Source organism: Cellulomonas iranensis NBRC 101100 = JCM 18110 (assembly GCF_001552375.1).
GTDB lineage: Bacteria > Actinomycetota > Actinomycetes > Actinomycetales > Cellulomonadaceae > Cellulomonas > Cellulomonas iranensis.
The window spans coordinates 29,199-52,773 of the sequence record NZ_BCRB01000014.1 but is presented as its reverse complement, the minus strand read 5'-3'; the positions used below and the strand labels follow the sequence as shown (position 1 = coordinate 52,773).

The following is a 23,575-nucleotide window of genomic DNA, read 5'->3' as shown; positions in this document are numbered from 1 at the left end:
TACCACGGCCCGGCGAGGCCGTTCGTCCCTCGTCGGGGCTCTGACGAGGGCGCACGCTGAGGTGTGCGCAACAACGAGCTCGCCCAGGTGCTGCGCGCGACCAACCCCTGGTGGTCGCGCCGCCGCCGCGCGTCCTGGGTGCTCGACGACCCCGAGCTGACGACGCGCGACGCGCACGAGTGGCCGCTCGCGACCGCGACGGCCCGCGCGGTGCTCGCGGACCTCGCGGCCGGGCCGCGCCCGGGCACCGTGACGCTCGTGGTCGGGCCGCGCGGCGTCGGCAAGACGACGGCCGTCAAGGACGTCGTCGCGCACCTCGTGGCCGACCCGGCCGTCGACCCGCGCCGCGTCGTGCTCGTGCCGGTCGAGCACCTCGACGAGGACGACCGGCCGCGCCGCATGGGCGGCGTCGACGTCGCCGCCGTGCTCCGGCTGCCGACCCGCACGGGCGCGCCGGCGTGCGACGGCGCCCGGGTGCTCGTGGTCGACGAGGTCGGCACGGTGCCCCGGTGGCCGGCTGCGGTCGCCGAGGCGTGCCGCCGCGGGCACCAGGTCCTCGCGACCACGTCGGTGCTCGACCCCGCGGACCTCGCGGCGCTGCGCGCCGCGACGCCGTGCGGAGCCGTGCAGGTGCTCCACCTGCGCCCCGCGACGTTCGCCGAGCTCGTCACCGCGGACCCCGCGGCGGACGCCGCGGGGGTGCGCGCCGCCTTCCTGCGCCACGGCGGCCTGCCGCGCGCGATCGCCGAGCACCGCGACCTGGGCGACGTCGGCCCGGCGTTCGTCGAGCGGGTCGCGGCCGGTCTGCACCACGACGTGTGCCGCGGCGAGGAGCGCTGCCCGCTCGACCGGCTGCTCGCGGCGGTCTGCGCGACGACCGACCGGTTCGTCGAGCCCGCGGCGCTCGCCACGACCCTGGGGCTCACGACGTGCGAGGTGGGCGTGCTGCTCGAGCGGCTCGAGCACGCGCACGCGCTCGACCCGCGGCGCGGGCTCGTCGACCCGCTGCTGCACCGGCTGCCGTCGCTGCTGGCGCCGGACCGGCACACCGCGCCGTCCGACGCGCACATCGCGGCCTTCTCGTCCTGACGCCCGGCCCTGCCGACGCGGCGCCGCGGTGCGGCGCGCACCGCACCCGCGCAGCACGACGCCCGCGCGGCACCGTCACGGTGCGGCGCGGGCGTCGTCGGGTTCAGCGCGCCGAGCGGATCCGCAGGATGAGCACGGCGCCGACGAGGGCCACGACCGCGGCGACCGGGAAGCCTGCGCCGTAGCCGCCCGTCACGCCGACGACCGCGCCCATGAGCACCGGTCCGAGGATCTGCCCGCCGGTGTTGGCCATGTTGAGGATGCCGAGGTCCTTGGCGGCCGCCTCGGGGTTCGGCAGCACGTCGTAGTTGAGCGCCTGGTCGACCGAGTTGAAGACGCCCGACGCGACGCCGAGGCTGATCGCGGCGAACACGATCATCGCGGCGGGCACGGGCCACACGAACGGCACGAGCAGGCCGACGGCCATGAGCACGGTCGCCCCCACGACGAGGACCTTGCGCCGGCCGAGCCGGTCGGACACGGGCCCCGCGACCGCCCCGCACACGAGGGACAGCACGAGCTGCACGAGCGCCATCGTCGCGATCATGCCGCCCGCGCCGTCGGCGTCCATGCCGAGGTGGTCGGTGAAGATGTACAGCTGGTAGCCCGTGATCGAGAACATCGCGAGGACGAACAGCAGCTTGCCGGACATCGCGAGGTAGAAGTCGCGCGCGCCCCGCCGCGGGAACGAGAAGTTGTCGAGCAGCACCGCGCGCGAGAACGCGGGCCGCGGCTCGCCGGCGTTCGACCGGTCGGGCGCGAGCAGCGCGAGCACGGGGCCCGCCAGCAGGATCGCGAACCCCATGAGCCGGAACCCGGTCGCGGGGTCGGTGACGAACCGGGACGCGACGACGTTGGCGCCGGCCATCCCGACCATCATGCCGACGCCGTACACGGCGGAGTACGTGCCGCGCTGCCGCTCGGGCACGCGGTCGGGGATCACCGCGACCAGGGGCGCGACGATCGCGTTGAGGAACAGCTGGCACACGCACCACGTCACGACGAGCGCGGTGACGGATTCGGCCCGCGACAGCAGCAGGAGCAGCAGGCAGGTCGTGACCGACCCGAGCACCATCCAGGGGGTGCGCTTGCCGAGGCGCGACCGGGTGAGGTCGGACAGCGCGCCGAACAGGATGTTGGCGAGCAGCGCGACGACCGACCCGACGATCGACAGGGTCGCGACGACCTGGACCTTGCTGTCGGGGGCGATCTGGTCGAGGCGCGCGGGCAGCAGCACCGTGATGCTCGCGACGTAGGGGCCGATCCAGAGCACGGCGCCGAGCACGAGCGCCGTGACGAGGCGCGCGTGGCCGCCGCGCGTGAGGGTGGCGGGCGACGGCGCGGTCGCGCCGCCGGCGGGGAGGGTGGTGGACATCGTCGTCCGGCTTTCTCGAGGGCCCGACGCCCCGGACCCACCCGGGGCGTCGGGCGGGTGGGTCAGGCGAGAGTGAGGGTCGTGGTGGTGGCGTCGGGGTCGCCCGCGTGCGCGGCGACCTCGAGGTGCACGTCACCGGCGGGCGTCGTGAAGGTGCGGGTCGCGGCGTCCCAGCGCTGCAGGGGGCGCAGCGACAGCGGCACCGTGACGCGTCGCGCGCCGCCGGCGGGGACCTCGACGGCGACGAAGCCGACGAGCGCACGCACGGGGTCGCCGGCGTGCGTCGCGTAGACCTGCACGACGTGCCGCCCGTCGCGCGCGCCGGTGTTGGTGACCGTGACGTCGACCTGCGCGCTCTCGACGCCCGTGCGGCGCGCGACCGGGTCGCCGAGCGCGAACGTCGTGTACGACAGGCCGAACCCGAGCGGGTAGGCCGCGGGCACGCCGTCGCGGTCGAGCAGGCGCTGGCCGTGCCAGGCGTCGTAGGTGACGGCGGTGGCGTCGCGGTCGAACGGCGGCAGGTGGTCCTGCGAGGTCGGCATGCTGAAGGGCAGCCGCCCGGCGGCGTCCACGCGTCCCAGCAGCACGTCGGCGAGCGCGTGCCCGCCCTCCATGCCCGCGTACCAGGACATGACGAGGCCGGGCACGTGGTGCCGCCAGGACTCGGTGAGCACGGCGCCCGCGGCGACCACCGCGACGACGGTGCGCGGCGTGGCCGCGGCGACGGCGCGCACGATCTCCTCGTCGACGGGGCGCAGCGTGAGGCGCTCGCGGTCGCCGCCCGCGCCGAGCGAGGACTCCCCCGCGGCGGCGACGTGCGTCGCGGCCGTGCCGTCGAGCAGCGGCGGGTACAGGGCGGTGATCTCGGGGCGCGCCATGGCGGACGCGTCGGTGAACTCGCCCTCGTCGTCGGCGGTGTAGCCGACCACGACGACCGCGGCGTCGCACGTCGCGGCGACCGCGGCGGCGGTGCGCGGGTCGTCCTCGGGCACGTGCACGACCTCGGTGACGGGCAGCGCCGCGCGCAGGCCGGCGAGGGCCGTGACGACCTCGGGGGCGCGCACGTCGGACGACCCGTGGTCGCCGGTGTTGGGCAGGTCGGCGAGGCGTCCGACGACCGCGAGGCGGCGCAGCGACCCGGGTGCGAACGGCAGGACGGGCACGCCGTCGACGGGCTCGTTGCGCAGCAGGACGACGGCGCGGGCCGCGGCCTCGCGCGCCAGCGCGCGGTGCTCGGGGCTCGCGACGACGTCGAGCGGCGGGCGCGGCGCGTCGTGCTCGGCGTCGAACCGCAGCTGGGTCGCGATCACGCGCTCGCCCGAGCGGCGCACGGCGTCCCAGGACGTCGCGCCGTCGGCGATCTGCCGCGGCAGGTGCTGCGCGCGCTGCTGCCGGAACGGCTCCTCGACGTCGAGCCCGGCCTCGAGGGACGCGGCGGCGTCGCGCAGGCCGAAGATGAAGTCGGAGACGGTGACGCCCTCGAAGCCCCAGTCGCCGCGCAGCACGTCGGTGAGCAGCTCGGGGTGCTGCCCCGCCCACTCGCCGTTGACCGAGTTGTAGGCCGACATGATGCCGTCGACGCCCTCCTCGACGACGCGGCGGAAGTGCGGCAGGTAGACCTCGTGCAGCACGTCCTGCGCGCACGTGACGTCGACCGTGAAGCGCGCGTTCTCCATCGAGTTGAGCGCGTAGTGCTTGGCGCAGGCCATGACGTGGCGGCGCACGCCGCGCGTGAGCGCGGCGCCGAGCTCGCCGAGCAGCAGCGGGTCCTCGCCGTAGGTCTCCTGCGCGCGGCCCCACGCGGGGTGGCGGGGCAGGTTGATGCAGACGCCCGCGAAGAAGTTGCCGTCCTGCGCGGCGACCTCGGCGCCGATCGCGGCGCCGACGCGCTCCTCGAGCTCGGGGTCCCACGTGGCGCCGCGCGCCATCGAGACGGGGAACGCGGTCGAGCGGCCCATGACGACGCCGCGCGGCCCGTCGCTGAACCGCAGGCCGGGGATGCCGAGGCGCGGGACCTCGCCGTGCACGAGCGGCCGGGTATTGTAGCCGACCTGCATCATCTCGGCCATGCCGGGCCAGAACTCCTGGTCGCCGTCGAGCAGGCCGAGGCGCTCGTCGTCGGTGAGCAGGTCGTAGAGCGTGCGGGCGGCGTCCGGCGCGGGGGTGCCGGCGCGCACGGCGGCGACGGCCTCGGGGTAGCTCGTGATGACGGGTGACACCGGTGTCTCCTCACTCGCGGCGACGTCGCCGCTAACTAGTACCTAGTAGGTACTAGTTAAGCAGCCGCGGGACGACCCCGGAAGCACCCTCGCCCGAACGGGTGGCGTGAGAGCATCGGGACGTGCCCACCGCCCGCACCCGCCCGCGCGTCCGCATGGACGGCCCCCGCCGGCGCGACCAGATCCTCGCCGCGGCCACCGCGCTCATCGCCGAGCGCGGCTACTGGGGCCTGTCCACGCAGGACGTGGCCGACGCGTGCGACATGACCGTGCCCGGGCTCCTGCACCACGTCGGCTCCAAGACCGGGCTGCTCGTGGCCGTGCTCGAGCGCCGCGACGCGCTCGACGCGCTCGCGATCGCCGACCGCCTCGGCGTCCCCCACGGCCCCGGGCGCGGCATCTGGGGCACCGACCTGTTCACCGCCGCGGGCGTCACGCTCGACGTGCTGTGCGACCACCTCGTCCAGCACAACGCGACCCAGCCCGAGGTCGTGCGCCTCTACGCCGTGCTCGAGGCCGAGTCCCTCACGCCCGACCACCCCGCGCACGCGTACTTCGCCGACCGGCAGCGCACCGCGCTCGCCGCGCTCGCCGCCGTCGTGCCCCCGCCGCACGACCCCGACCACCTCGCGAGCGTCGCGCTCGGCCTCATGGACGGCCTGCAGCTGCAGTGGCTGCGCGACCCGACCACGTCTCTCGTCGACCGGTGGCGCGCGGCCGTCGCCGACGTCCCCGGGCTGCGCGTCCCGGCCTGACACGCGGCAGCCGCGCCCGGTCGTCAGCCGACCGCGAGGCCCCGGCCGTCCGCCGGCTGGTCGTCCGGCACCTCCGGTCCGACGACCTCCTCCGGGCCCGGCGACGGCCGCAACGCGCTCCACACCGACCACGTCACGGCGATCAGCGGGACCGCGACCACGGCCCCGAACAGACCCCCGACGACCGTCCCCGCGCTCACCCCGACGCCCACCACGAACGGGTGCAGCCGCGCGTGCCGTCCCATGACCAACGGCTGCACGACGTGACCCTCGAGCTGCCCGACGAGGGCGATGCCGACGCCGACGAGCACCGCGTTCCACAGCCCGTTCGACGCGAGCGCGACCAGCATCGCGACGAGCATCGCCGCCGGCGCCCCGACGAGCGGGACGAACGAGCCCACGAACACCAGGACGCCCAGCGGCAGGGCGAGCGGCACCCCGAGAACGAGCAGCACGAGGTAGCCGAGCACCCCGACGCACAGCGCGGTCAGCACGGCGCCGCGCGTGAAGTCCCCGAAGGCCCGCCAGGCCGCGTCGCCGGCGGTGCGCCACGCGTCACGGGCCCGCACGGGCACCTGCCCGACGAACCACGCCCACATCCCTTCCCCGCCCACCAGGAAGCACACGGCGCAGAACACGCCCAGCGCCGTGACCATGAGCGCCACCAGCACGCCGCCCACCTGCGTCGCCGTCGCCCCCGCGAGCGACGTCCCGTTGTCGGCCAGCCAGGACACCACGCCGGCGCCCCAGCGCTCGAGGTCCGCATCGGTCACCGTCACCGGCAGCCCGCCCGAGCGCAACGCGTCGAGCAGCTCGCCGACCCCGGCTCCGACCCGCGCCACGACGTCCGGCCACTGCCGCGCGACCCCCGTGACCGCCAGCCCGACCACGGCCACGACCACGACGAGCCCCGTGAGGACCGCGAGCGCGGCCGCGAGCGCCGGGTGCGCGAACGTGCGGTAGCGCAGCGTGACGGGGCGCAGCACGGCCGTCAGCACGAGGCCGAGGAACAGCGCGACCACGACGAGCCGCAGCTGCACCAGGACCCACAGCAGCACGCCGAGCACGGCGCACACGAGCAGCAGCCGCCCGGACCACGCGCCGAGGCGCCGCAGCCAGAGCGGGGCGAGGGGTGTCGCGTCGAGGTCGCTCACGCCGCGATGCTCCCACGGCGCGCGGCCGTGCCGGCCCGTCGCCCACGGTGCGACACACCCTGGTCAGCGCGTCGCGGCGCGTGGGAGCATCACGCCGTCGGGGGCCCGTCGAGGGAGGTCGCACGTGCGCACGTTGGCCGCGGAGGTCCGGCAGGAGGTGGCGACCGGGTCGTTGCCGGGATGGGACCGGGTCGAGGAGCTCGCGAGAGCCGCGCACGCGCGGTACCGCGACCTGGACGACGGGGCCGTCGCGGACTACATCCCGGCGCTCGCCGACGCCGACCCGGCGCTGTTCGCGGTGTGCGTCGCGGAGACGGACGGCAGCGTGCACGCCGTGGGGGACGCGGGCGTCGAGTTCTCCGTGCAGTCGATCTCCAAGGCGTTCGTCTACGCGCTGGTGTGCGAGCAGCTCGGGCACGAGGCCGTGCGCGAGCGCGTGGGCGTGAACAACACCGGGCTGCCGTTCAACTCGGTCGTCGCGGTCGAGCTCCAGCAGGGCCACCCGATGAACCCCATGGTCAACGCCGGCGCGCTCGCGACCACCGCGCTCGTGCCCGGCGCCACGCCGCAGGAGCGGTGGGAGCACGTCCGTGAGGGCCTGTCCCGGTTCGCCGGCCGCGAGCTCGTGCTCGACGAGGAGGTGCACCGCTCCGAGAGCGCGACCAACGCCCGCAACCAGGCCATCGCCCGCCTGCTGCAGAGCTACGGACGCATCGACCACGAGCCCGCCGGTGTCGTGGACGTGTACACGCGGCAGTGCGCGCTGCGCGTCGACGCTCGCGACATCGCGGTCATGGGTGCGACGCTCGCCGACGGGGGCGTCAATCCCGTCACGCGCGAGCGCGTCGTGTCGGAGGACGTCTGCCGCGACACGCTCGCGGTGCTCGCCTCCACCGGCATGTACGAGCGTTCGGGCGACTGGTTGTTCGAGATCGGCCTGCCCGCCAAGTCGGGCGTCGCGGGCGGCATCGTCGCCGTCGCCCCCGGCAAGGGCGCGATCGGCACGTTCTCGCCGCGGCTCGACGCCGCGGGCAACAGCGTCCGCGGTCAGCGCGCCACGGCGTACCTGTCGCGCACGCTCGGTCTCAACCTCTTCGCCTCCGCCCCGCACACCCTGCCGGGCCGCCCCCACCAGGACCCGGAGGTCGCGCCGTGAGCACGACACCCCACCCACCCGCCGCAGCACCTGCCACGACCCCGACCGAGGAGCGTCGGTCCTGGCTGCCGATGGTCGGGCTGTTCCTCGCCCAGGTCCTCATGTCGTTCAACGTCGCCGCGCTGCCGGTGTCGCTCGGCGGCATGGTCGAGGACTTCGGCGTGCCACCGACGGTCGCGAGCACGACCATCGTCATCTACGGCGTGGTGGTCGCGGCGCTCGTCATGACGGGTGCCAAGCTCGGCCAGCGCGTCGGGTGGGTCACGATGTTCCGCGTCGTCGTCACCACGTTCGCGGGGTCGGCGCTGCTCATGATCCTGTCGCCGTCGATCGGCTGGGCCGTCGCCGGGCAGGCGCTGGCCGGTGCGTCGGCCGCGATCATCGTGCCGGCGCTCGTGGCCCTCATCGCCGAGAACTACCGCGGCGGGCAGCAGGCGACGGCGGTCGGCTCGCTCGGCTCGGCTCGCGCGATCTCGGGTGTCACCGCGTTCTTCCTCGGGGGTGCGCTCGGCACGCTCGTCGGGTGGCGACCCGTGTTCGGCGTCGTCCTCGCGCTGGCCGTCGCCGTGCTCGCGTTCAGCTTCACGCTGCGCTCCGACCGGGGCGACCCGGACGTGCGCATCGACGTCGTCGCCTCCGTGACCATCGGTGCGGCCGTCGTCCTGCTCACGCTGGGGTTCAACAACCTGCGCGCGTGGGGCGCGCTGCGGGCGTCGGCCGCGGCACCGTTCGACCTCGGCGGGCTCTCGCCCGCACCCGTCATGGTGGTGCTCGGCGTCGTGCTCGGCCAGGTGTTCTTCTGGTGGACGCGCCGCCGGACCGCCGCCGGTCGCGTCCCGCTCGTGTCCCTGAGCGTCCTTGCCCGTCCGAGCGAGCGCGCCGCGGTCTACGCGATGTTCGTGGTCGTCGCGCTCGAGGCGGCGCTGAACTTCACGGTGCCGCTGTACATCCAGATCGTGCAGGGCCGCACGCCGTTCGACACCGCGCTCGCGATGATGCCGTTCAACCTCACGGTGTTCGTCACGGCGACGCTCGTCGTGCGGCTGTACCGCCGGTACCCGCCGCGCACGATCGGCGTGGCCGGGTTCGCCCTCACCACGGTCGCGCTCGTGTGGCTGTCGTTCGTCGTCACCAACAACTGGGAGACGGTCCCCACGGTGCTGGGCCTCGTCGTCTTCGGGGTCGGGCAGGGTGCGTTGGTCACGCTCGTCTTCAACGTGCTGGTCAGCGCGGCGCCCCGCACGCTGGCCGGCGACGTGGGGTCGGTCCGCGGCACGACGCAGAACCTCGCGTCGGCCGTCGGGACCGCGCTGGCGGGCGCACTCCTGGTGACCGTGCTCTCGGTCAACGTCGGCCGCGCGGTCGCCGAGCACGTCGAGCTCCCGCCGTCGCTCGTCGCGCAGGTCGACCTCGACGACGTCAACTTCGTCAGCAACGACGACCTGCGCGCGGCGCTCGCACGCACCGACGCCACACCGGGCCAGGTCGAGGCAGCGGTCGCGGTCAACGAGCAGGCGCGGCTCGACACGCTGCGACTGGGGCTGCTGGTCCTGGCCGGGGTCAGCGCGACAGCGGTCCTGCCGGCCAGCCGGCTGCCGCGCTACCGTCCGGACGAGATCCCCGACCCCAGCCCGGCGGGCGGCCGCTGACGGCACGCGATCGACGCGAGAGGCCCCGGTGACGCGCGCGTCACCGGGGCCCCGTCGAGCGGCGTGCGTCAGAAGCTGACCGACGGCGCCTGCCGGATCTGCGGGTCGTCGACCTCGAAGTACTCGGCGCGCGTGAACCCGAACATGTTCGCGATCACGTTGGCCGGGAACGTCTCGACCTTGGTGTTGAGCTCGCGGACGTTCGCGTTGTAGAACCGGCGGCCCGCCGCGATGCGGTCCTCGGTGTTGGCGAGCTCGGCCTGCAGCTGCTGGAAGTTCTCGCTCGCGCGCAGCACCGGGTAGTTCTCGGCGACCGCGAGCAGCCGGCCCAGCGCGGCGTTCAGCGCGTTCTCCTGCGCGGCCTGCTCGGCGGGCCCGGCACCGGGTCCGGCCGCTGCCGCGCGGGCGCGCGTCACCTCGTCGAACACGCCGCGCTCGTGCGCCGCGTAGCCCTTGACGCTCTCGACGAGGTTGGGGATCAGGTCGTGCCGGCGGTGCAGCTCGACGTCGATCTGCCGCCACGACTCCTGCACGAGGTTCCGCAGCCGGACGAACCCGTTGTACTGGGCGACCGCCCACAGCAGGACGACCACCACCAGGGCGACGACGACGAGCACGGCGATCAGGCCACCGGTCACGGGGGATCCTCCAGGGGGTCGGGACGTCGTCCGATCGTAGCGACACCGGGCCGCCGGGACGCGCGCGGACCGCCCGTCGCCGACGAGGTCACCCGGTCGGCGCGCCCCACGGCGCCCACCGCCGCGCACGGTCCCCCGGCGGGCCGTCGGTCGCCGGGTCGTAGCCGTGGTCCTGCCACACGTGCCGCGGCACGCCGCGCACGACCGCCGAGAGCACGCCGAGCCGCGGCGCGATCCGCGTCGTGTCGGTCGTGCCCGTCTCCCACGACAGCAGCCACGTGCCCTCGATCCGCCACGACGTGCCGAGCGCGTCCGCCTGCAGGAGCCGCTCGAGCGTGCGCGGGTGCAGGATCGCGTGCGCGGTGCGCGCGTCGGGGGCGTCGACGCGGTAGGCGTCGTTGAACGCCGCCGACTCGAGCTGCAGGTCGCGCGCACCGAACGCCTTCGCGACCCGCGCACCGAACCCCTCGGGCGTGACGTCGAGCGTCGGCAGGAACGCGGGCAGCGCGAGCCCCACGACGTGCACGTGGTACGTGCGCTTCTCGTCGCCCGATCCGGTGGTCCATTCGTACGTGAAGGACACCGCGGGCAGCCCGTCGTACGTGCCCGTCAGGACGTCCGACGTCGTGCGGCTGCGCCCCTGGCCGAACGGGCGGGCGGTGTGCAGCTGCGCGAGCCCCAGCCCGGGGTCGCGCGGCGCGTACGCCCAGCCGGTCGCGAGCGCCCACGCGGCGAGCTGCTCCTGCCGCTTCCGCCGGAACCACCAGCCGGCCGCCGCGATGCCGCCGCCGACCAGCAGGCCCACGACCAGCACCCCGCCGCCCGGGTGGTCGGCCGACAGCTGGCTGCCGACGACGAGGAACCCGACGAGGCCCAGCACGACGACCGCGCCGACCTGCACCCCCCGCTGCACGGCGCGCGTCGCTCAGGCCAGGCCGAGGTCGGCCAGGCCGAACAGGTGGTGGTACGGCACGCCCAGCGCCTCGATCGCCTCGCGCGCACCCGTGCCGCGGTCGACGATCGTCGCGACGCCCACGACCTCGCCGCCGGCCTCGCGCACGGCCTGCACGGCCGCGATGGGCGACCCGCCCGTGGTCGACGTGTCCTCGACGACCACGACGCGCCGGCCCGCGACGTCGGGACCCTCGATGCGGCGCTGCATGCCGTGCGCCTTGGCCTCCTTGCGCACGACGAACGCGTCGAGGTCCTGGCCGCGCGACGCGGCCGCGTGCAGCAGCGACGTCGCGACCGGGTCGGCGCCGAGCGTCAGCCCGCCGACCGCGTCGATCTCGGCCGTGCCGAGCCCCGCCTCCTCGAGCAGGTCGAGCAGCAGGTGCCCGATGAGCGGGGCCGCGCGGTGGTGCAGCGTCGCGCGGCGCAGGTCGACGTAGTAGTCGGCCTCCTTGCCGGACGACAGCGTCACGCGGCCGTGCACGACGGCCAGCTCGACGATGAGGTCCCGCAGCTGCTCGCGCGGGGTGGACGTCAGGTCGCTGCTCACGGCCGACAGACTAGCGACGGCCGCGCCCCGTGCGGGCCGCCGGCACGGCTCACGCGCCGTCGCGGCCCTCGATCGCCTCGTCGAGCAGCGCGCGCCGGTACCCGCCGAACGCGCGCACGGCCGAGCGGGGCGCGACCCGCAGCAGCGCGGACGCGGCCTTGTAGCGCAGGCTCGGCGTCGAGATGACGACGCCGCGGCGCACGTCGGCGAGCGCGGTGGCCACGACGTCCTCGGCCTGCAGCCAGCCGATCTCCGGGTAGTGGGCGGTGTCGATGCGACCCCGCTCGTGGAACTCGGTGTGCGTGAAGCCCGGGCAGACGACCGTCGCGGTCACGCCCGTGTCCTTGAGCTCGACCGCGAGCGCCTCGGTGAACGTGCGGACCCACGCCTTGTGCGCCGAGTAGGTGCCGGACGCGATGAGGCCGGCGACCGAGCCGACGTTGAGGATCGCGCCGCGCCCGCGCGCGACCATCGCGCCGGCCGCGGCGTGCGACAGCACCATGACGCTGCGGACCATGAGGTCGAGGGCGCGCAGCTCGGCGTCGAGGTCGCCCTCCACGAAGTGCTGGTTGAGGCCGAGGCCCGCGTTGTTGACGAGCAGGCCGACCGGTCGCTCGTCCGTGCGCAGCCGCTCGGCGACGCGCTCGACGTCCTCGGGCACGGTGAGGTCGGCGGGCAGCACCTCGGCGCGCACGCCCGCGGCCGCCTCGAGCTGCCGCGCCAGGCGGGTCAGCCGCTCCTCGTCGCGCGCGACGAGGACGACGTCGTGCCGCGCCGTGGCGAGCTGCCAGGCGAACTCCAGACCGAGGCCGGCGCTCGCGCCGGTGACCAGTGCGGTTCCCATGGCGTCAGCCTACGGATCGCGCGGGCGCCGCGTCTCGCCGTGCGCGTGACCGCACCCGGACCCGCACCGTCCGTCCACAGGGGCGGCGGGCACGGGCCTTACGTCGGCGTCGGCTCGTAGGGTGGGCGGGTGCTGCCGGACCCCTCGCCCCGCCCCCTGCGCCGCGACCGCGCGGACCGGACCGCCGACGCGCCCGCCGCTCCCGTCGAGGCGCCGCCCGACGCCGCGTGGGACGACGCTCCCGTCGAGCCGTGGTGGGACGAGGCGCCCCCGCCGGACGACGTGCCGCCCGACGACGCCCCGTGGGGCGAGGACCCGTGGGCGGCGGGGTCGTCCGCGGCCGCCGCCCGCCCGCGGGCGACCCGGCCGCGCAGCACCGCGGCGGGCCGACCCGCGCCGTCGCACGGCACGCCGGCCGAGGTGCTGCACCGCGTGTGGGGGTACGACGCGTTCCGCGGCGACCAGGCCGCGGTCGTCGACACCGTGGTCGCCGGCGGGGACGCGGTGGTCCTCATGCCCACCGGCGGCGGCAAGTCGCTGTGCTACCAGGTGCCCGCGCTCGTACGCGAGGGCACGGGCGTCGTCGTGTCGCCGCTCATCGCGCTCATGCAGGACCAGGTGGACGCGCTGTCGGCGCTCGGCGTGCGCGCGGGGTTCCTCAACTCGACGCAGGAGCGCGACCAGCGCCGCGCGGTCGAGGACGCGTTCCTCGCGGGCGAGCTCGACCTGCTGTACCTCGCGCCCGAGCGGCTGCGCGTGCCCGAGACGCTCGACCTGCTGGACCGCGGCCACGTCGCGCTGTTCGCGATCGACGAGGCGCACTGCGTGTCGCAGTGGGGGCACGACTTCCGGCCCGACTACCTCGCGCTGTCGCTGCTGCACGAGCGGTGGCCCGGCGTGCCGCGCGTCGCGCTCACCGCGACCGCGACGCGTGCGACGCACCGCGAGATCTGCGAGCGCCTGCAGCTCACCGACGCGGCGCAGTTCGTCGCGAGCTTCGACCGGCCCAACATCCGCTACCGGATCGTGCCGAAGGACAACCCGCGCGCGCAGCTGCTGCACCTGCTGCGCACCGAGCACGAGGGCGACTCGGGCATCGTCTACTGCCTGTCGCGCGCGTCGGTCGAGCAGACCGCGGCCGCGCTGGTCGACGCGGGCGTGCACGCGCTGCCGTACCACGCGGGCCTCGACCGCCGCGTGCGCGCCGAGAACCAGTCGCGGTTCCTGCGCGACGACGGCGTCGTCATGGTCGCGACCATCGCGTTCGGCATGGGCATCGACAAGCCCGACGTGCGGTTCGTCGCGCACCTCGACCTGCCCAAGTCGGTCGAGGGCTACTACCAGGAGACGGGGCGTGCGGGGCGCGACGGCCTGCCGTCGACCGCGTGGCTCGCGTACGGGCTCGCGGACGTCGTGCAGCAGCGCCGCATGATCGACACGTCCGAGGGCGACGCGGCCCACCGCCGACGCCTCACGCAGCACCTCGACGCGATGCTCGCGCTGTGCGAGACGGTCGACTGCCGCCGCGTGCAGCTGCTCGCGTACTTCGGGCAGGAGTCCGACGGGCCGTGCGGCAACTGCGACACCTGCCTCGAGCCGCCGCAGTCGTGGGACGGCACGGTGCCCGCGCAGAAGCTGCTGTCGACGGTCGTGCGGCTCGACCAGCGGGGGCAGCGCTACGGCGTCGGGCACCTCGTGGACATCCTGCGCGGCAAGGCGACGCCGCGCGTGCAGCAGCTCGGGCACGACGCGCTGTCGACGTTCGGGATCGGGCAGGACCTGTCGGACGGCGAGTGGCGCGGTGTCGTGCGTCAGCTGCTCGCGGCCGAGCTGCTCGCGGTCGACACCGACGGCTACGGCACGATCCGGCTCACCGAGGCGTCCGGCGCGGTGCTGCGCGGCGAGCGCGAGGTCCGGCTGCGCCGCGAGCCCGAGCGCACGGGCCGCACGTCACGCGGCTCGCGCGGGGGACGCCCGGCGGCCGCCGCCGACCTCGACGCGGACGCCGCGGCCCTGTTCGAGGCGCTGCGCGCGTGGCGCGCCGCCGCCGCGAAGGAGCAGGGCGTGCCCGCGTACGTCGTGTTCCACGACGCGACGCTGCGCGAGATCGCGACGCGGCGGCCGGCCAGCCGTGACGAGCTCGGCACGATCAGCGGCGTCGGTGCGGCCAAGCTCGACCGGTACGCCGAGGGGGTGCTGGCGGCGCTCGCGGGCGACGCCTGACCCCGGGGACGACCGCGGTCGCCCAGGACGCACCGACCCGCGCGTCGGTGGCCCCCACCCCCTAGACTCGTGCACTTGTCGGGCGTATACCAACGCCCTGACCGGCACGTTCGTGCCGACGTCCCGCAACGAGGAGCGACGTGCCGTCCGACCACGCCCGGCCCCGCAAGCCGTCGATGCAGGACGTCGCACAGCTGGCGGACGTGTCCGTGCAGACCGTGTCGCGCGTGCTCAACGACAAGCCGAACGTGTCCGAGCAGACGCGCGAGCGCGTGCAGCGCGCGATCCAGGAGCTCGACTACCACCGGAACACGGCCGCGGTCGCGCTCGTCACCCAGTACTCCAAGGTGCTCGGTGTCGTCGACTGCGGCATGGACCGCACCGGCCCGTACGAGACGATCCGCGCGGTGCACCGCGCGGCCCACGAGGCCGGCTACTTCGTGTCGTTCGCGCACTCGCCGAGCCTCACGGCCGCGAGCGTGCGCAGCGTCCTGGACTCGCTGCTCGAGCAGGCGGTCGACGGCATCGTGTTCGTCGCGCCGCACTACGAGGCGCTCTCGGTGATCCACGACCTCAAGGTGTCGGTGCCGACGGTCGTCGTGGCCCCCTCGACCCGGTTCCCGCACCACACGGTCGAGCTCGACAACCAGGCGACCGCGCGGCTCGCGGTCGACCACCTCGTCTCGCTCAGCCACCGCCGGCTCGTGCACCTCGCGGGGCCGCTCGACTGGGTCGACGCCAACGTGCGCATGGAGGCCTGGTACCACCGCGTGCAGCGCGCGTCGCTGCCGGTGCTGCCGACGTTCGTCGGCGACTGGACGGCGCGTTCGGGGTACGAGCGCGGACGGCAGATCATGCGCGAGGTCGCGCCCACCGCGATCTTCGCCGCCAACGACCAGATGGCGCTGGGCGTGCTGCGCGCCCTCGCGGTCGACGGGTACCGGGTACCCGAGGACGTGTCGGTCATCGGGTTCGGCGACGTCGACGACGCCGAGTTCTACTCCCCGCCGCTCACGACGATCCGCGAGGACTTCGACGAGGTGGGCCGGCAGTCCATCGCGATGCTGCTCGACCTCGTGCGCGGCGACGAGCGCTCGAGCGTGCTGGTCGAGCCCGAGCTGGTGGTGCGGCGCAGCACCGGACCCGCGCCGATGCCCGGCGCCTGACCCCGCGGGGCGGCACCGGGCACCGGTGGCGTCAGGCCGCGCGGACCCGTGGGGCGGACGACCTGCGCCGCAGCGCGATCGCCTGGATCACCACGACCGCGAGGATGAACAGGCCGCGGATCACGTTCTGCAGGTACGTGTTGATCTCCAGGCCCATGCCGTTGACGTAGTTGAGGATCTGGAACACGATCGCGAGCAGCGCGACGCCCGAGATGGTCGCGCTGACCGAGCCCCGCCCGCCGCTCAGGAGCGTGCCGCCCAGGACGACCGCGGCGATGGCCGTCAGCTCCCAGCCCTGTGCCTCGAGCGGGTTCCCGGTCGTCGTCTTGGCCAGCAGGAACGCGCCCGCGAGACCCGACAGCGCGCCCGAGACCACGAACACGGCGATCTGGATGCGCCCGGAACGCAGGCCCATCATCTCGGCGGACCGCCGGTCGCCGCCGACCGCCAGCACGTGCGTGCCGAACGACGTGCGCGTGTACGCGAGGCTCGCGAGCACGGCGATGAGCGCGAACACCACGAACACGAGCGGCACGAGGCCGACGCGCGTGTTGTAGAAGGTCACGAGCCCGAACCCGCGGTCGACGGGCACGCGCCCGTTGCCCGCCATGATGAGCGACAGGCCGCGCAGCGCCATCAGCATCGCGAGCGTCACGATGAACGACGGCAGCCCGAGCCGGCCGACGAGCAGCCCGTTGACGAGCCCCGCGACGAGGCCGAGCCCGACCGCGCCCGCGACCGCGACGAGACCGCCCTGCGGGGCCAGCAGGCCCGCGACGATGCTCGACGCGACGCACACGCCCGCCAGCGAGAGGTCCATCTCCCCCGCCGAGATGACGAAGGTCGCACCGATGGCCATGAGGCCGATGCACACGAGGTCCTGCGAGCCGAGCATCGCGACGACGTTGTACGGGTTGTAGAACTGCGGCATCGCGACCGCGACGAGCGCGAGGACACCCGCGAGGATCGCGGTGGTGGGCCGCGACGTGACCGCGCGCCACGCGCGGCGGGCCGGTCCGCCTGCACCCGCGGGTGCGGGGGCGGCAGGTGCCGGGAGGGTCTGTGAGGTGCTCATGTGCGTCTCCCTACCGACGTCGCCGGAGCTGGGTGGTGACCGCCGCGACGATGACCGCCGCCTGGACGAGGGACGCGACCTCCTTGGCCACGTCGTGGCTGGCCAGCGTGAAGCCGAGCAGCTGCAGCAGCGCGACCCCCGCGATGCTCCCCCAGATGCGGGGGCGCCCGCCGGTCAGCGCGGTGCCGCCGACGACGACCGCGCTGATGACCGTGAACTCGTACCCGAGCCCGAGGTTCGCCGTGTCGACCGTGCCGTTGACACCCACGCTGAGCAGCGCCGCGAGGCCCGCGAGCGCGGCAGCCACGACGTAGACGGTGGTGATCGTGCGCCGCACGGGGATGCCCGCGAGCGCCGCGGCGGTCTCGTTGCCGCCGACGGCGACGATGCGCCGCCCCAGGACGGTGCGCCGGGCGACCCAGCTCGCGACCACGACGACGACGAGCATGACCCACGCCATGACGGGCAGGCCCAGGATCGAACCCCGCCCGAGCCACACCACGGAGTCGTTCTCGACGGTGTAGAGACGCCCGCTGGTGACCATCTGCGCGATGCCGCGCGCGGTGATCATGACGACGAGCGTCGCGACGATCGGCTGGATCCGCAGGTGACCCACAAGGTACCCGTTCACCGCGCCGAGCACCGCCGCGGCGGCCATGCCGGTGAGGACCACGAGCACGAGGCCGAGCACGGGGACGTCGAGCACCGCGGGCGCCGCGAGCACGAGCACGCCCGCGGAGGCCCCCGCGACGGCCATGAGCGAGCCGACCGACAGGTCGATGCCACCGGTGGCCATGACGAGGGTGAGGCCCACGGCGCAGATGCCGACGGTGGCCATCTGGCCGAGGTTGGTCTGCAGGGTCTGCACCGACACGAAGCCGCGGGTCGCGACCACGTTGAACAGCACGAGGCCGATCAGCGCGACCCACACGCCGTTGGTCGCGAGCAGGTCGCGCCGGCGGATCCAGGACTGGCGGCGCAGGTCGTCGACGGACGCCTGCGGTGCGAGGGTGGTGGCCATCACGCGACCTCCGCCGACTCGCGCGCGCCGCCCGAGGCCATGTACATCATGAGCTGGCCGTTGGTGACGGACCCGGCGTCGAGGAACGCGACGGTCACGCCGTCGCGCATCACCATGATCCGGTTCGAGCCCTCGATGATCTCCTCCATCTCCGACGAGATCATGAGGACCCCGACGTCCTTCTTCTCCGCGACCAGCTCGGACACGAGCCGCTGGATCTCCTGCTTGGCCCCGACGTCCACGCCGCGCGTCGGCTCGTCGAGGATGAGGACGCGCGGCGTCGACGCGAGCGACCGCGCCAGCAGCACCTTCTGCTGGTTGCCTCCGGACAGCTGGTCCACCGGCTGGTCCTGCCCCGACGCCTTGATGCCGAGCCGCTTGACGTAGCGCCCGACCAGCTCGGCCTCGGCCTTCTCGTCGACGACGCCCCAGCGGCTCACCCGGTCGAGGATCGACAGGGTGACGTTCTCGGCGATGCTCATCTGACCGACGAGGCCCGTGACCTTGCGGTCCTCGGGCGTGAGCGCGAGCCCCGCACGCAGGCCGTCGCGCGCCGAGCGCGGCGTGTGCTCGGCGCCGTCGAGCTCGACGTCACCGGCCGTCCGCGGCTGCGCGCCGTAGACGGCGCCCGCGAGCTCGCTGCGACCCGAGCCGAGCAGCCCGGCGACGCCGACCACCTCGCCCGCGTGCAGCGTGAACGACGCGTCGCGGCACAGGTCGCCCGAGGCGACGTTGCGCACGTCGAGCAGCACCGGTGCGGACGCGTCGGGGTTGCCGGCGCGCACGAACGCGGTCTGCCCGGCGGTCTCGATGGTCTCGGGCGCGCGTCCCAGCATCGTCGAGACGAGCTCGATGCGGCTGATCTCCCGCAGCGACCCGGAGCGGACCGTCCGGCCGTCGCGCAGGATCGTCACGGCGTCGCAGATCCGGTAGAGCTCGTCGAGCTTGTGGCTGACGAACACGACGGACACGCCGTCGTCGCGCAGGCCCGAGATGACCTCGAACAGCGTGTCGACCTCGCGGTCGTGCAGCGACGACGTCGGCTCGTCCATGATCAGCAGCCGCGACTCGAACGACAGCGCGCGGGCGATCGCGACCATCTGCTGGGTCGCGGTGCTGACGGCGTCGAGCGGCAGCCGCGGGTCGGCGTCGACGCCGACCCGCCGCAGCAGCTCGGCGGCCTGCTCCTCCATGGCCCGACGGGCGAGGAAGGGGCCGCGCCGCAGCTCCTTGCCGAGGAACACGTTCTCGGCGATGGTGCGCAGCCCCACCAGGTTGATCTCCTGGTAGATGGGGCTGACGCCACCGCGCTGGGCGTCGTGCGGCGAGCGGAACGCGACGGGCACCCCGTCGAGCTCGATCGTGCCGGCGTCGGGTGCGACGACGCCGGTGAGGGCCTTGATGAGCGTCGACTTGCCCGCTCCGTTCTGGCCCATGAGGGCGTGCACCTCACCGCGCTGCACGGTGAGGTCGCCCTGGCTCAGGGCGATCGTGCCCGCGAAGGCCTTCTTCACCCCTGCCATGCGCAGCAGTGGCGCGTTCTCCATGGTGGTGACCGATCTGTGAGTGCCGACGCCCGGCCCGCACCGCTCGTGGCGGGCGGGCCGGGACGCCGGCCGGTGGGTCAGAAGGCGTTCGGCAGCTCGGCCGCGGCGTTCGACGCGTCGTAGAACGCGTCGGTGTTGACCTGCTCGGGCGTGACCTTCTCGCCCTTGCCGTAGGCCTCGATGGCGTCGAGCACGGCGGGGCCGAAGCGCGGGTTGCACTCCGCGGTCGCGCCGAGCGTGCCGTCGACGATCGCCTGCAGGGCCTCCTTCTGGCCGTCGACGGAGACGGTCGCGATGTCGGTGCCCGGCTTCTTGCTGGCGGCGGTCATGGCCGTGATGGCGCCGAGCATCATCTCGTCGTTGTGCGCGAACACGCCGTCGACGTCGGGGTACTGCTGGATGAGCGTCTCCATGAGCTGACGCCCGTTGTCCCGCACGAAGTCGCCGTCCTGCGACGCGACGATCTCGATGCTCGAGCCCTCGAGCGCCTCCATGAAGCCCTTGTGCCGGTCGTCGGCGGCCGACGACCCCGTCGTGCCCGTGAGCTCGATGATCTTGCCCGTCCCGTCGAGTCGCTTGACGAGCCACTCACCGGCGGCGCGCCCCTCGGCCACGAAGTCGGATCCGATGTAGGCGACGTAGTCCTTGCCGGGCTCGGCGACCGACGCGTCGACCTTGCGGTCGACGATGAACACCGGGATGCCCGCGTCGCGCGCCTTGATGGTCGCCTCGGCGAGCGGCTTCTCCTCGCGCGGGCTGATGACGATGACGTCGACCCGCTGGGCGATGAGCGACTCGACGTCCGACACCTGCTTGGCGGTCGAGCCCTGCGCGTCGGTCGTGACGACCTTGTGGCCGCGCTTCTCGGCCTCCGACTTGATCGACTCGTTGAGCGCGATCGTCCACGGGTGGTCGGACTGCTGGGCCGAGAACCCGATCGTGTAGGTGTCCTTCTGCTCGAGCGTGGGCAGCGAGCCGGGCTCGGCGTTCCCCCCCGACGCCGAGGGGCTCCCCGTCGTGCAGGCCGATGCGAGCAGCGCGACGGCCACCGCGAGCGCTGCGATGCGCTTCTTCATGTCCTCAGAACCTCTCTGTTCCTGTGGTGCGTTCGGATCCGCGCGCTCAGACGAGCGCGAGGGGGATGCGCAGCACGGTCGTGCTGTGCGGGGCGAAGCGGTACGTGGCGTCACCACGCAGGTCGACCTGGTCCTCGACGACGTGCACGGTCTCGGGGTGGTCGAAGTCGTTGGTCGCGTAGGGCTCGGGGCCGACCACGGTCGAGACCTGCGCCAGGCCGGTGACCTGCGCGGCCACGAGGTCGAGGCGCGCGTCGACCGCGTTCTCGCGGTCCCGGTTGACGACCGTCACGGTGACCGTCGTGCCGTCCTCGTCACGGGTCGCGCTGGCGTCGAGCAGCTGGAACGGGTTCATGTCGGACACCGGGGCCCGCCAGATCCAGTGCTCCCACTCGGGACGCTCCTCGAGCACGTGCGTGGGGCCGTCGACGAACGTGTCGACCGACAGCGCCTGCGTGTGCTCCGAGTACAGCCGGAACGGGTGGTAGATCGTCTGCAGGAACAGGCTGTCGGTGCGCGTGAAGATCGGCGCGATGACGTTGACCATCTGCGCGAGGTTGGCCATGCCGATGAGGTCGCAGTGCCGCAGGAAGATGTTGAGGTAGGTGGACACCGCGAGCGCGTCGCCGAGGTCGTACCGCTCCTCGAGCGGCGGCTGGTCCGACGGCGCGAAGATGCCCTCGGTGTAGCGGTACCAGACGTTCCACTCGTCGTACGAGATGCGGACCTTCTTGTCGAGGCCCTTGCGGTAGGCGACGTCGTCGATGAGTGCGCGCATGCGCGTGAGCGCGCGCTCCGCCTGGTAGGGCGCGAACTGGTTGACCCAGTAGTTCGGCGACCCGGTGTACGTGTGGATGGAGTGCATGTCGACGATGTCGGCGAGCCCCTCGAGGACGATGCGGTCCCACTCGTCGAGGCCGTCCTTGCCGCACGCGATGAGCTGGATCGAGGGGTCGGTGCGCTTCATGACGGCGGCGAACTGCCGCGCCTTGACCACGTACTGCTCGGCCGGCAGCGAGCCGACCTGGTAGGAGCCGTACATCTCGTTGCCGAGAGCCCAGAGCTTCACGCCGTACGGCTCGGGGTGCCCGTTGGCGGCGCGCAGGTCCGCCCAGTAGGTGCCGACGGGCGCGTTGCAGTACTCGACCCAGGACTGCGCCTCGTCGAGCGACCCGGAGCCCATGTTCACGCACAGGAACGGCTCGATGCCCTCGCGCTCGCACCAGCGCAGGAACTCGTCGGTGCCGACGTGGTTGCTCTCGGTGAGGTGCCAGGCCAGCTCCATGCGGGTGGGGCGGTCCTCGACCGGGCCGATGCCGTCGGTCCAGTGGTAGTTGCTGACGAAGTTGCCGCCGGGCCACCGCAGCACGGGGACCCGCAGGTCCTTGAGTGCGGCGACGACGTCGGACCGGAACCCGTGCTCGTCGGCGTGCGGCGAGCCGGGCTCGTAGAGCCCGCCGTAGATGCTGCGGCCGAGGTGCTCGACGAACCCGCCGAACAGCCGTCGGTCGACGCGTCCGAGCACGCGTGTGGCGTCCACCCGGATGACGCTCATTGCTCATCTCCTTCGATGACGTGTCGGCGAGCGCCCCCGGTTTCGCCTGTGCTGCCGCCGTCGCTGGCGGTTGTCGTACGCTAACACGCGGTTGTCGTACGTACGACAGTCGTATCTGAACCGTGATCTGGGAGACGGGCGCCCTACCGGGGCGAGCGGGGACAGATCGCGTCGGTGGACGGCGCGAGCGGGGCGCCGCCCGGCCCGCTCACGCCGTCCACCTCGCACGTCGACGTACATCGGCGCAGCCGTGCGATGTACCGCACCACCGCGGGGGCTCGTGCCAGCCTCGGGCGTCACGACGAACGCCCCGACGCCGGACGGCGTCGGGGCGTTCGGTCGGGACGGTCAGGCGGTCGGGCGCCCCGTCGACGCGCGCTGCACGAGGTCCGTCGGCATGAGCACCGGCTCGGCGGTCACGGCGCCCTCGGCGTCGGCGTCGTCCTGCGCGTCGCCGTCCGCGTCGTGGGCGCCGTTCCCGTCCCCGTCGAGGCGCGCGAGCAGCAGGTCGGCAGCCATGCGTCCCGCGCGCTCGACCGGCGAGCGCACGGTGGTCAGCGCCGGGCGGACGAGGTCGGAGCCGAAGATGTCGTCGCACCCGGTGACGCTCATGCGCCCGGGGACGTCGACACCGAGCGCGTCGAGCCGTTCGAGGATGCCGAACGCGAGCAGGTCGTTGAACGCCATGACGGCGGTGACCCCGGCCGCGAGCGCGGCGTCCGCCGCGGCGGGCCCGGAGTCGCGCACCGGCGAGTACGGGCCGTGCACGACGAGCTCGACGCCGAGGCGCTCGGCCGCGGGCACGAGCGCCTCGCGGCGGCGCCGGTCGGACCACGAGGTCGCGGGGCCGCCCGCGTAGGCGATGCGCGTGTGCCCGAGCGCGGCGAGGTGCTCGATGGCCTGCACCATGCCGCCCGCGGTGTCGAGCAGCACGCCCGGCGTCCCGGGGATCGTGCGGTTGACGACGACGAGCGCGAGGTCGGCCGCGGCGGCAGCGATCTGCTCGTCGGTGAGACGCGAGGCGGCGAGCACGGCGCCGTCGACCTGGCCGCGCAGCTTGCGCAGCGTGTCGGCCTCGACCTCGACCGACTCCTCCGTGTCCGCGAGCACCTGCACGTACCCGGACTCGCGCAGCCGCGCGGACGTGCCGCGCACGAGGCCGAAGAACACGGGGTTGGTGACGTCGGGGAGCACGAGCGCGACGGTCGAGGTGCGGCCGGACAGCAGCGCGCGGGCGGACGCGCTCGGGATGTACCCGAGCTCCTTGGCCACGGCCATGACGCGTTCGGCGGTGTCGGCGTTGACGCGACCGGGGCGCGTGAGGGCGCGCGAGGCGGTCGAGACGGCGACCCCCGCGGCCGCGGCGATGTCACGCAACGTGGGCTGGCGCCGGACGGCCATGCACCCTCCCGGTGTGCTCGTCGGACCCCGTGCGACGGTGCGCGGGGCCGCTGTTGCTGGCAAACGATTGCCAGCCTACCGTGTCGAGGCCTAGTCTCACCAGTGCCCGCCGCGACGTCGCGGACGGGCGG

Annotated in this window: 19 protein-coding genes; 6 read left to right on the top strand and 13 right to left on the bottom strand. The window is 74.1% G+C overall.

Going from position 1 to position 23,575, the window contains the following annotated elements; all coding sequences use genetic code 11:
* Nucleotides 1-63: 63 nt before the first annotated feature.
* Nucleotides 64-1,089, top strand: a complete 1,026-nt coding sequence (locus CS2_RS04620) for an AAA family ATPase (RefSeq protein WP_070319073.1) — start codon at nucleotides 64-66, stop codon at nucleotides 1,087-1,089.
* A 103-nt stretch (nucleotides 1,090-1,192) separates the two neighbouring features.
* Here CS2_RS04620 and CS2_RS04615 read toward each other — a convergent pair whose 3' ends face one another.
* Nucleotides 1,193-2,464, bottom strand: a complete 1,272-nt coding sequence (locus CS2_RS04615) for an MFS transporter (protein ID WP_070319072.1) — start codon at nucleotides 2,462-2,464, stop codon at nucleotides 1,193-1,195.
* 62 nt (nucleotides 2,465-2,526) lie between these two features.
* Entirely contained in the window at nucleotides 2,527-4,683 is a 2,157-nt protein-coding gene (locus CS2_RS04610; protein ID WP_233421068.1) for a beta-glucosidase, read from the bottom strand.
* 122 nt (nucleotides 4,684-4,805) lie between these two features.
* On the opposite strand from CS2_RS04610, the gene CS2_RS04605 reads away from it, so the two are divergent.
* Complete coding sequence (locus CS2_RS04605; protein ID WP_205601456.1) at nucleotides 4,806-5,438, top strand: TetR/AcrR family transcriptional regulator; 633 nt, start codon at nucleotides 4,806-4,808, stop codon at nucleotides 5,436-5,438.
* 23 nt (nucleotides 5,439-5,461) lie between these two features.
* On the opposite strand, the gene CS2_RS04600 is transcribed toward CS2_RS04605, so the two are convergent.
* Complete coding sequence (locus CS2_RS04600) at nucleotides 5,462-6,592, bottom strand: AI-2E family transporter (protein WP_070319070.1); 1,131 nt, start codon at nucleotides 6,590-6,592, stop codon at nucleotides 5,462-5,464.
* Between the two features lie 124 nt (nucleotides 6,593-6,716).
* On the opposite strand from CS2_RS04600, the gene glsA reads away from it, so the two are divergent.
* Entirely contained in the window at nucleotides 6,717-7,748 is a 1,032-nt protein-coding gene (gene glsA, locus CS2_RS04595; RefSeq protein ID WP_070319069.1) for a glutaminase A, read from the top strand.
* Nucleotides 7,745-9,397 (top strand): MFS transporter, encoded by a 1,653-nt coding sequence (locus CS2_RS04590; protein WP_233421067.1) that lies wholly within the window; start codon nucleotides 7,745-7,747, stop codon nucleotides 9,395-9,397. The genes glsA and CS2_RS04590 overlap by 4 nt, the downstream gene beginning before the upstream one ends.
* A gap of 68 nt (nucleotides 9,398-9,465) precedes the next feature.
* Here the strand turns inward: CS2_RS04590 and CS2_RS04585 are convergent, their stop codons facing one another.
* The 4 genes from CS2_RS04585 to CS2_RS04570 form a co-directional block, all read right to left on the bottom strand.
* Complete coding sequence (locus CS2_RS04585; protein ID WP_046529212.1) at nucleotides 9,466-10,035, bottom strand: LemA family protein; 570 nt, start codon at nucleotides 10,033-10,035, stop codon at nucleotides 9,466-9,468.
* 88 nt (nucleotides 10,036-10,123) lie between these two features.
* Nucleotides 10,124-10,948, bottom strand: coding sequence for a hypothetical protein (locus tag CS2_RS04580; protein WP_070319067.1), 825 nt, complete (start codon nucleotides 10,946-10,948; stop codon nucleotides 10,124-10,126).
* 12 nt (nucleotides 10,949-10,960) lie between these two features.
* A complete protein-coding gene (pyrE, locus tag CS2_RS04575; protein WP_046529213.1) occupies nucleotides 10,961-11,536 on the bottom strand; it encodes an orotate phosphoribosyltransferase in 576 nt (191 codons plus the stop codon).
* Between the two features lie 49 nt (nucleotides 11,537-11,585).
* Nucleotides 11,586-12,380 carry an SDR family NAD(P)-dependent oxidoreductase gene (locus CS2_RS04570; protein WP_070319066.1) on the bottom strand — a complete coding sequence of 265 codons (795 nt, stop codon included), beginning with the start codon at nucleotides 12,378-12,380 and terminating at the stop codon, nucleotides 11,586-11,588.
* A gap of 129 nt (nucleotides 12,381-12,509) precedes the next feature.
* Between CS2_RS04570 and recQ the strand changes: the two genes are divergently transcribed.
* Together recQ and CS2_RS04560 are read left to right on the top strand one after the other, a co-directional pair.
* Nucleotides 12,510-14,603 carry a DNA helicase RecQ gene (gene recQ / locus CS2_RS04565; protein WP_070319065.1) on the top strand — a complete coding sequence of 698 codons (2,094 nt, stop codon included), beginning with the start codon at nucleotides 12,510-12,512 and terminating at the stop codon, nucleotides 14,601-14,603.
* A gap of 140 nt (nucleotides 14,604-14,743) precedes the next feature.
* A complete protein-coding gene (locus CS2_RS04560) occupies nucleotides 14,744-15,769 on the top strand; it encodes a LacI family DNA-binding transcriptional regulator (RefSeq protein WP_070319064.1) in 1,026 nt (341 codons plus the stop codon).
* Between the two features lie 31 nt (nucleotides 15,770-15,800).
* On the opposite strand, the gene CS2_RS04555 is transcribed toward CS2_RS04560, so the two are convergent.
* From CS2_RS04555 to CS2_RS04530, 6 genes are all read right to left on the bottom strand, one after another.
* Nucleotides 15,801-16,844, bottom strand: a complete 1,044-nt coding sequence (locus tag CS2_RS04555; protein ID WP_070319063.1) for an ABC transporter permease — start codon at nucleotides 16,842-16,844, stop codon at nucleotides 15,801-15,803.
* Nucleotides 16,845-16,854: 10 nt separating this feature from the next.
* Nucleotides 16,855-17,865 carry an ABC transporter permease gene (locus CS2_RS04550; RefSeq protein ID WP_070319062.1) on the bottom strand — a complete coding sequence of 337 codons (1,011 nt, stop codon included), beginning with the start codon at nucleotides 17,863-17,865 and terminating at the stop codon, nucleotides 16,855-16,857.
* Entirely contained in the window at nucleotides 17,865-19,412 is a 1,548-nt protein-coding gene (locus CS2_RS04545) for a sugar ABC transporter ATP-binding protein (protein WP_046529216.1), read from the bottom strand. The genes CS2_RS04550 and CS2_RS04545 overlap by 1 nt, the downstream gene beginning before the upstream one ends.
* Before the next feature lie 77 nt (nucleotides 19,413-19,489).
* Entirely contained in the window at nucleotides 19,490-20,488 is a 999-nt protein-coding gene (locus CS2_RS04540) for an ABC transporter substrate-binding protein (RefSeq protein WP_070319061.1), read from the bottom strand.
* A gap of 46 nt (nucleotides 20,489-20,534) precedes the next feature.
* Nucleotides 20,535-22,043 carry an alpha-N-arabinofuranosidase gene (locus CS2_RS04535; protein WP_070319060.1) on the bottom strand — a complete coding sequence of 503 codons (1,509 nt, stop codon included), beginning with the start codon at nucleotides 22,041-22,043 and terminating at the stop codon, nucleotides 20,535-20,537.
* A 348-nt stretch (nucleotides 22,044-22,391) separates the two neighbouring features.
* A complete protein-coding gene (locus CS2_RS04530; RefSeq protein ID WP_070319059.1) occupies nucleotides 22,392-23,444 on the bottom strand; it encodes a LacI family DNA-binding transcriptional regulator in 1,053 nt (350 codons plus the stop codon).
* Nucleotides 23,445-23,575: the final 131 nt, after the last annotated feature.

Bases quoted from the DNA above. Each gene is read 5' to 3' on its own strand.
- CS2_RS04615 (WP_070319072.1), bottom strand. From the start codon at position 2,464: ATGTCCACCACCCTCCCCGCCGGCGGCGCGACCGCGCCGTCGCCCGCC.
- CS2_RS04570 (WP_070319066.1), bottom strand. From the start codon at position 12,380: ATGGGAACCGCACTGGTCACCGGCGCGAGCGCCGGCCTCGGTCTGGAG.
- CS2_RS04555 (WP_070319063.1), bottom strand. From the start codon at position 16,844: ATGAGCACCTCACAGACCCTCCCGGCACCTGCCGCCCCCGCACCCGCG.
- CS2_RS04550 (WP_070319062.1), bottom strand. From the start codon at position 17,865: ATGGCCACCACCCTCGCACCGCAGGCGTCCGTCGACGACCTGCGCCGC.
- CS2_RS04545 (WP_046529216.1), bottom strand. From the start codon at position 19,412: ATGGAGAACGCGCCACTGCTGCGCATGGCAGGGGTGAAGAAGGCCTTC.
- CS2_RS04540 (WP_070319061.1), bottom strand. From the start codon at position 20,488: ATGAAGAAGCGCATCGCAGCGCTCGCGGTGGCCGTCGCGCTGCTCGCA.
- CS2_RS04535 (WP_070319060.1), bottom strand. From the start codon at position 22,043: ATGAGCGTCATCCGGGTGGACGCCACACGCGTGCTCGGACGCGTCGAC.
- CS2_RS04530 (WP_070319059.1), bottom strand. From the start codon at position 23,444: ATGGCCGTCCGGCGCCAGCCCACGTTGCGTGACATCGCCGCGGCCGCG.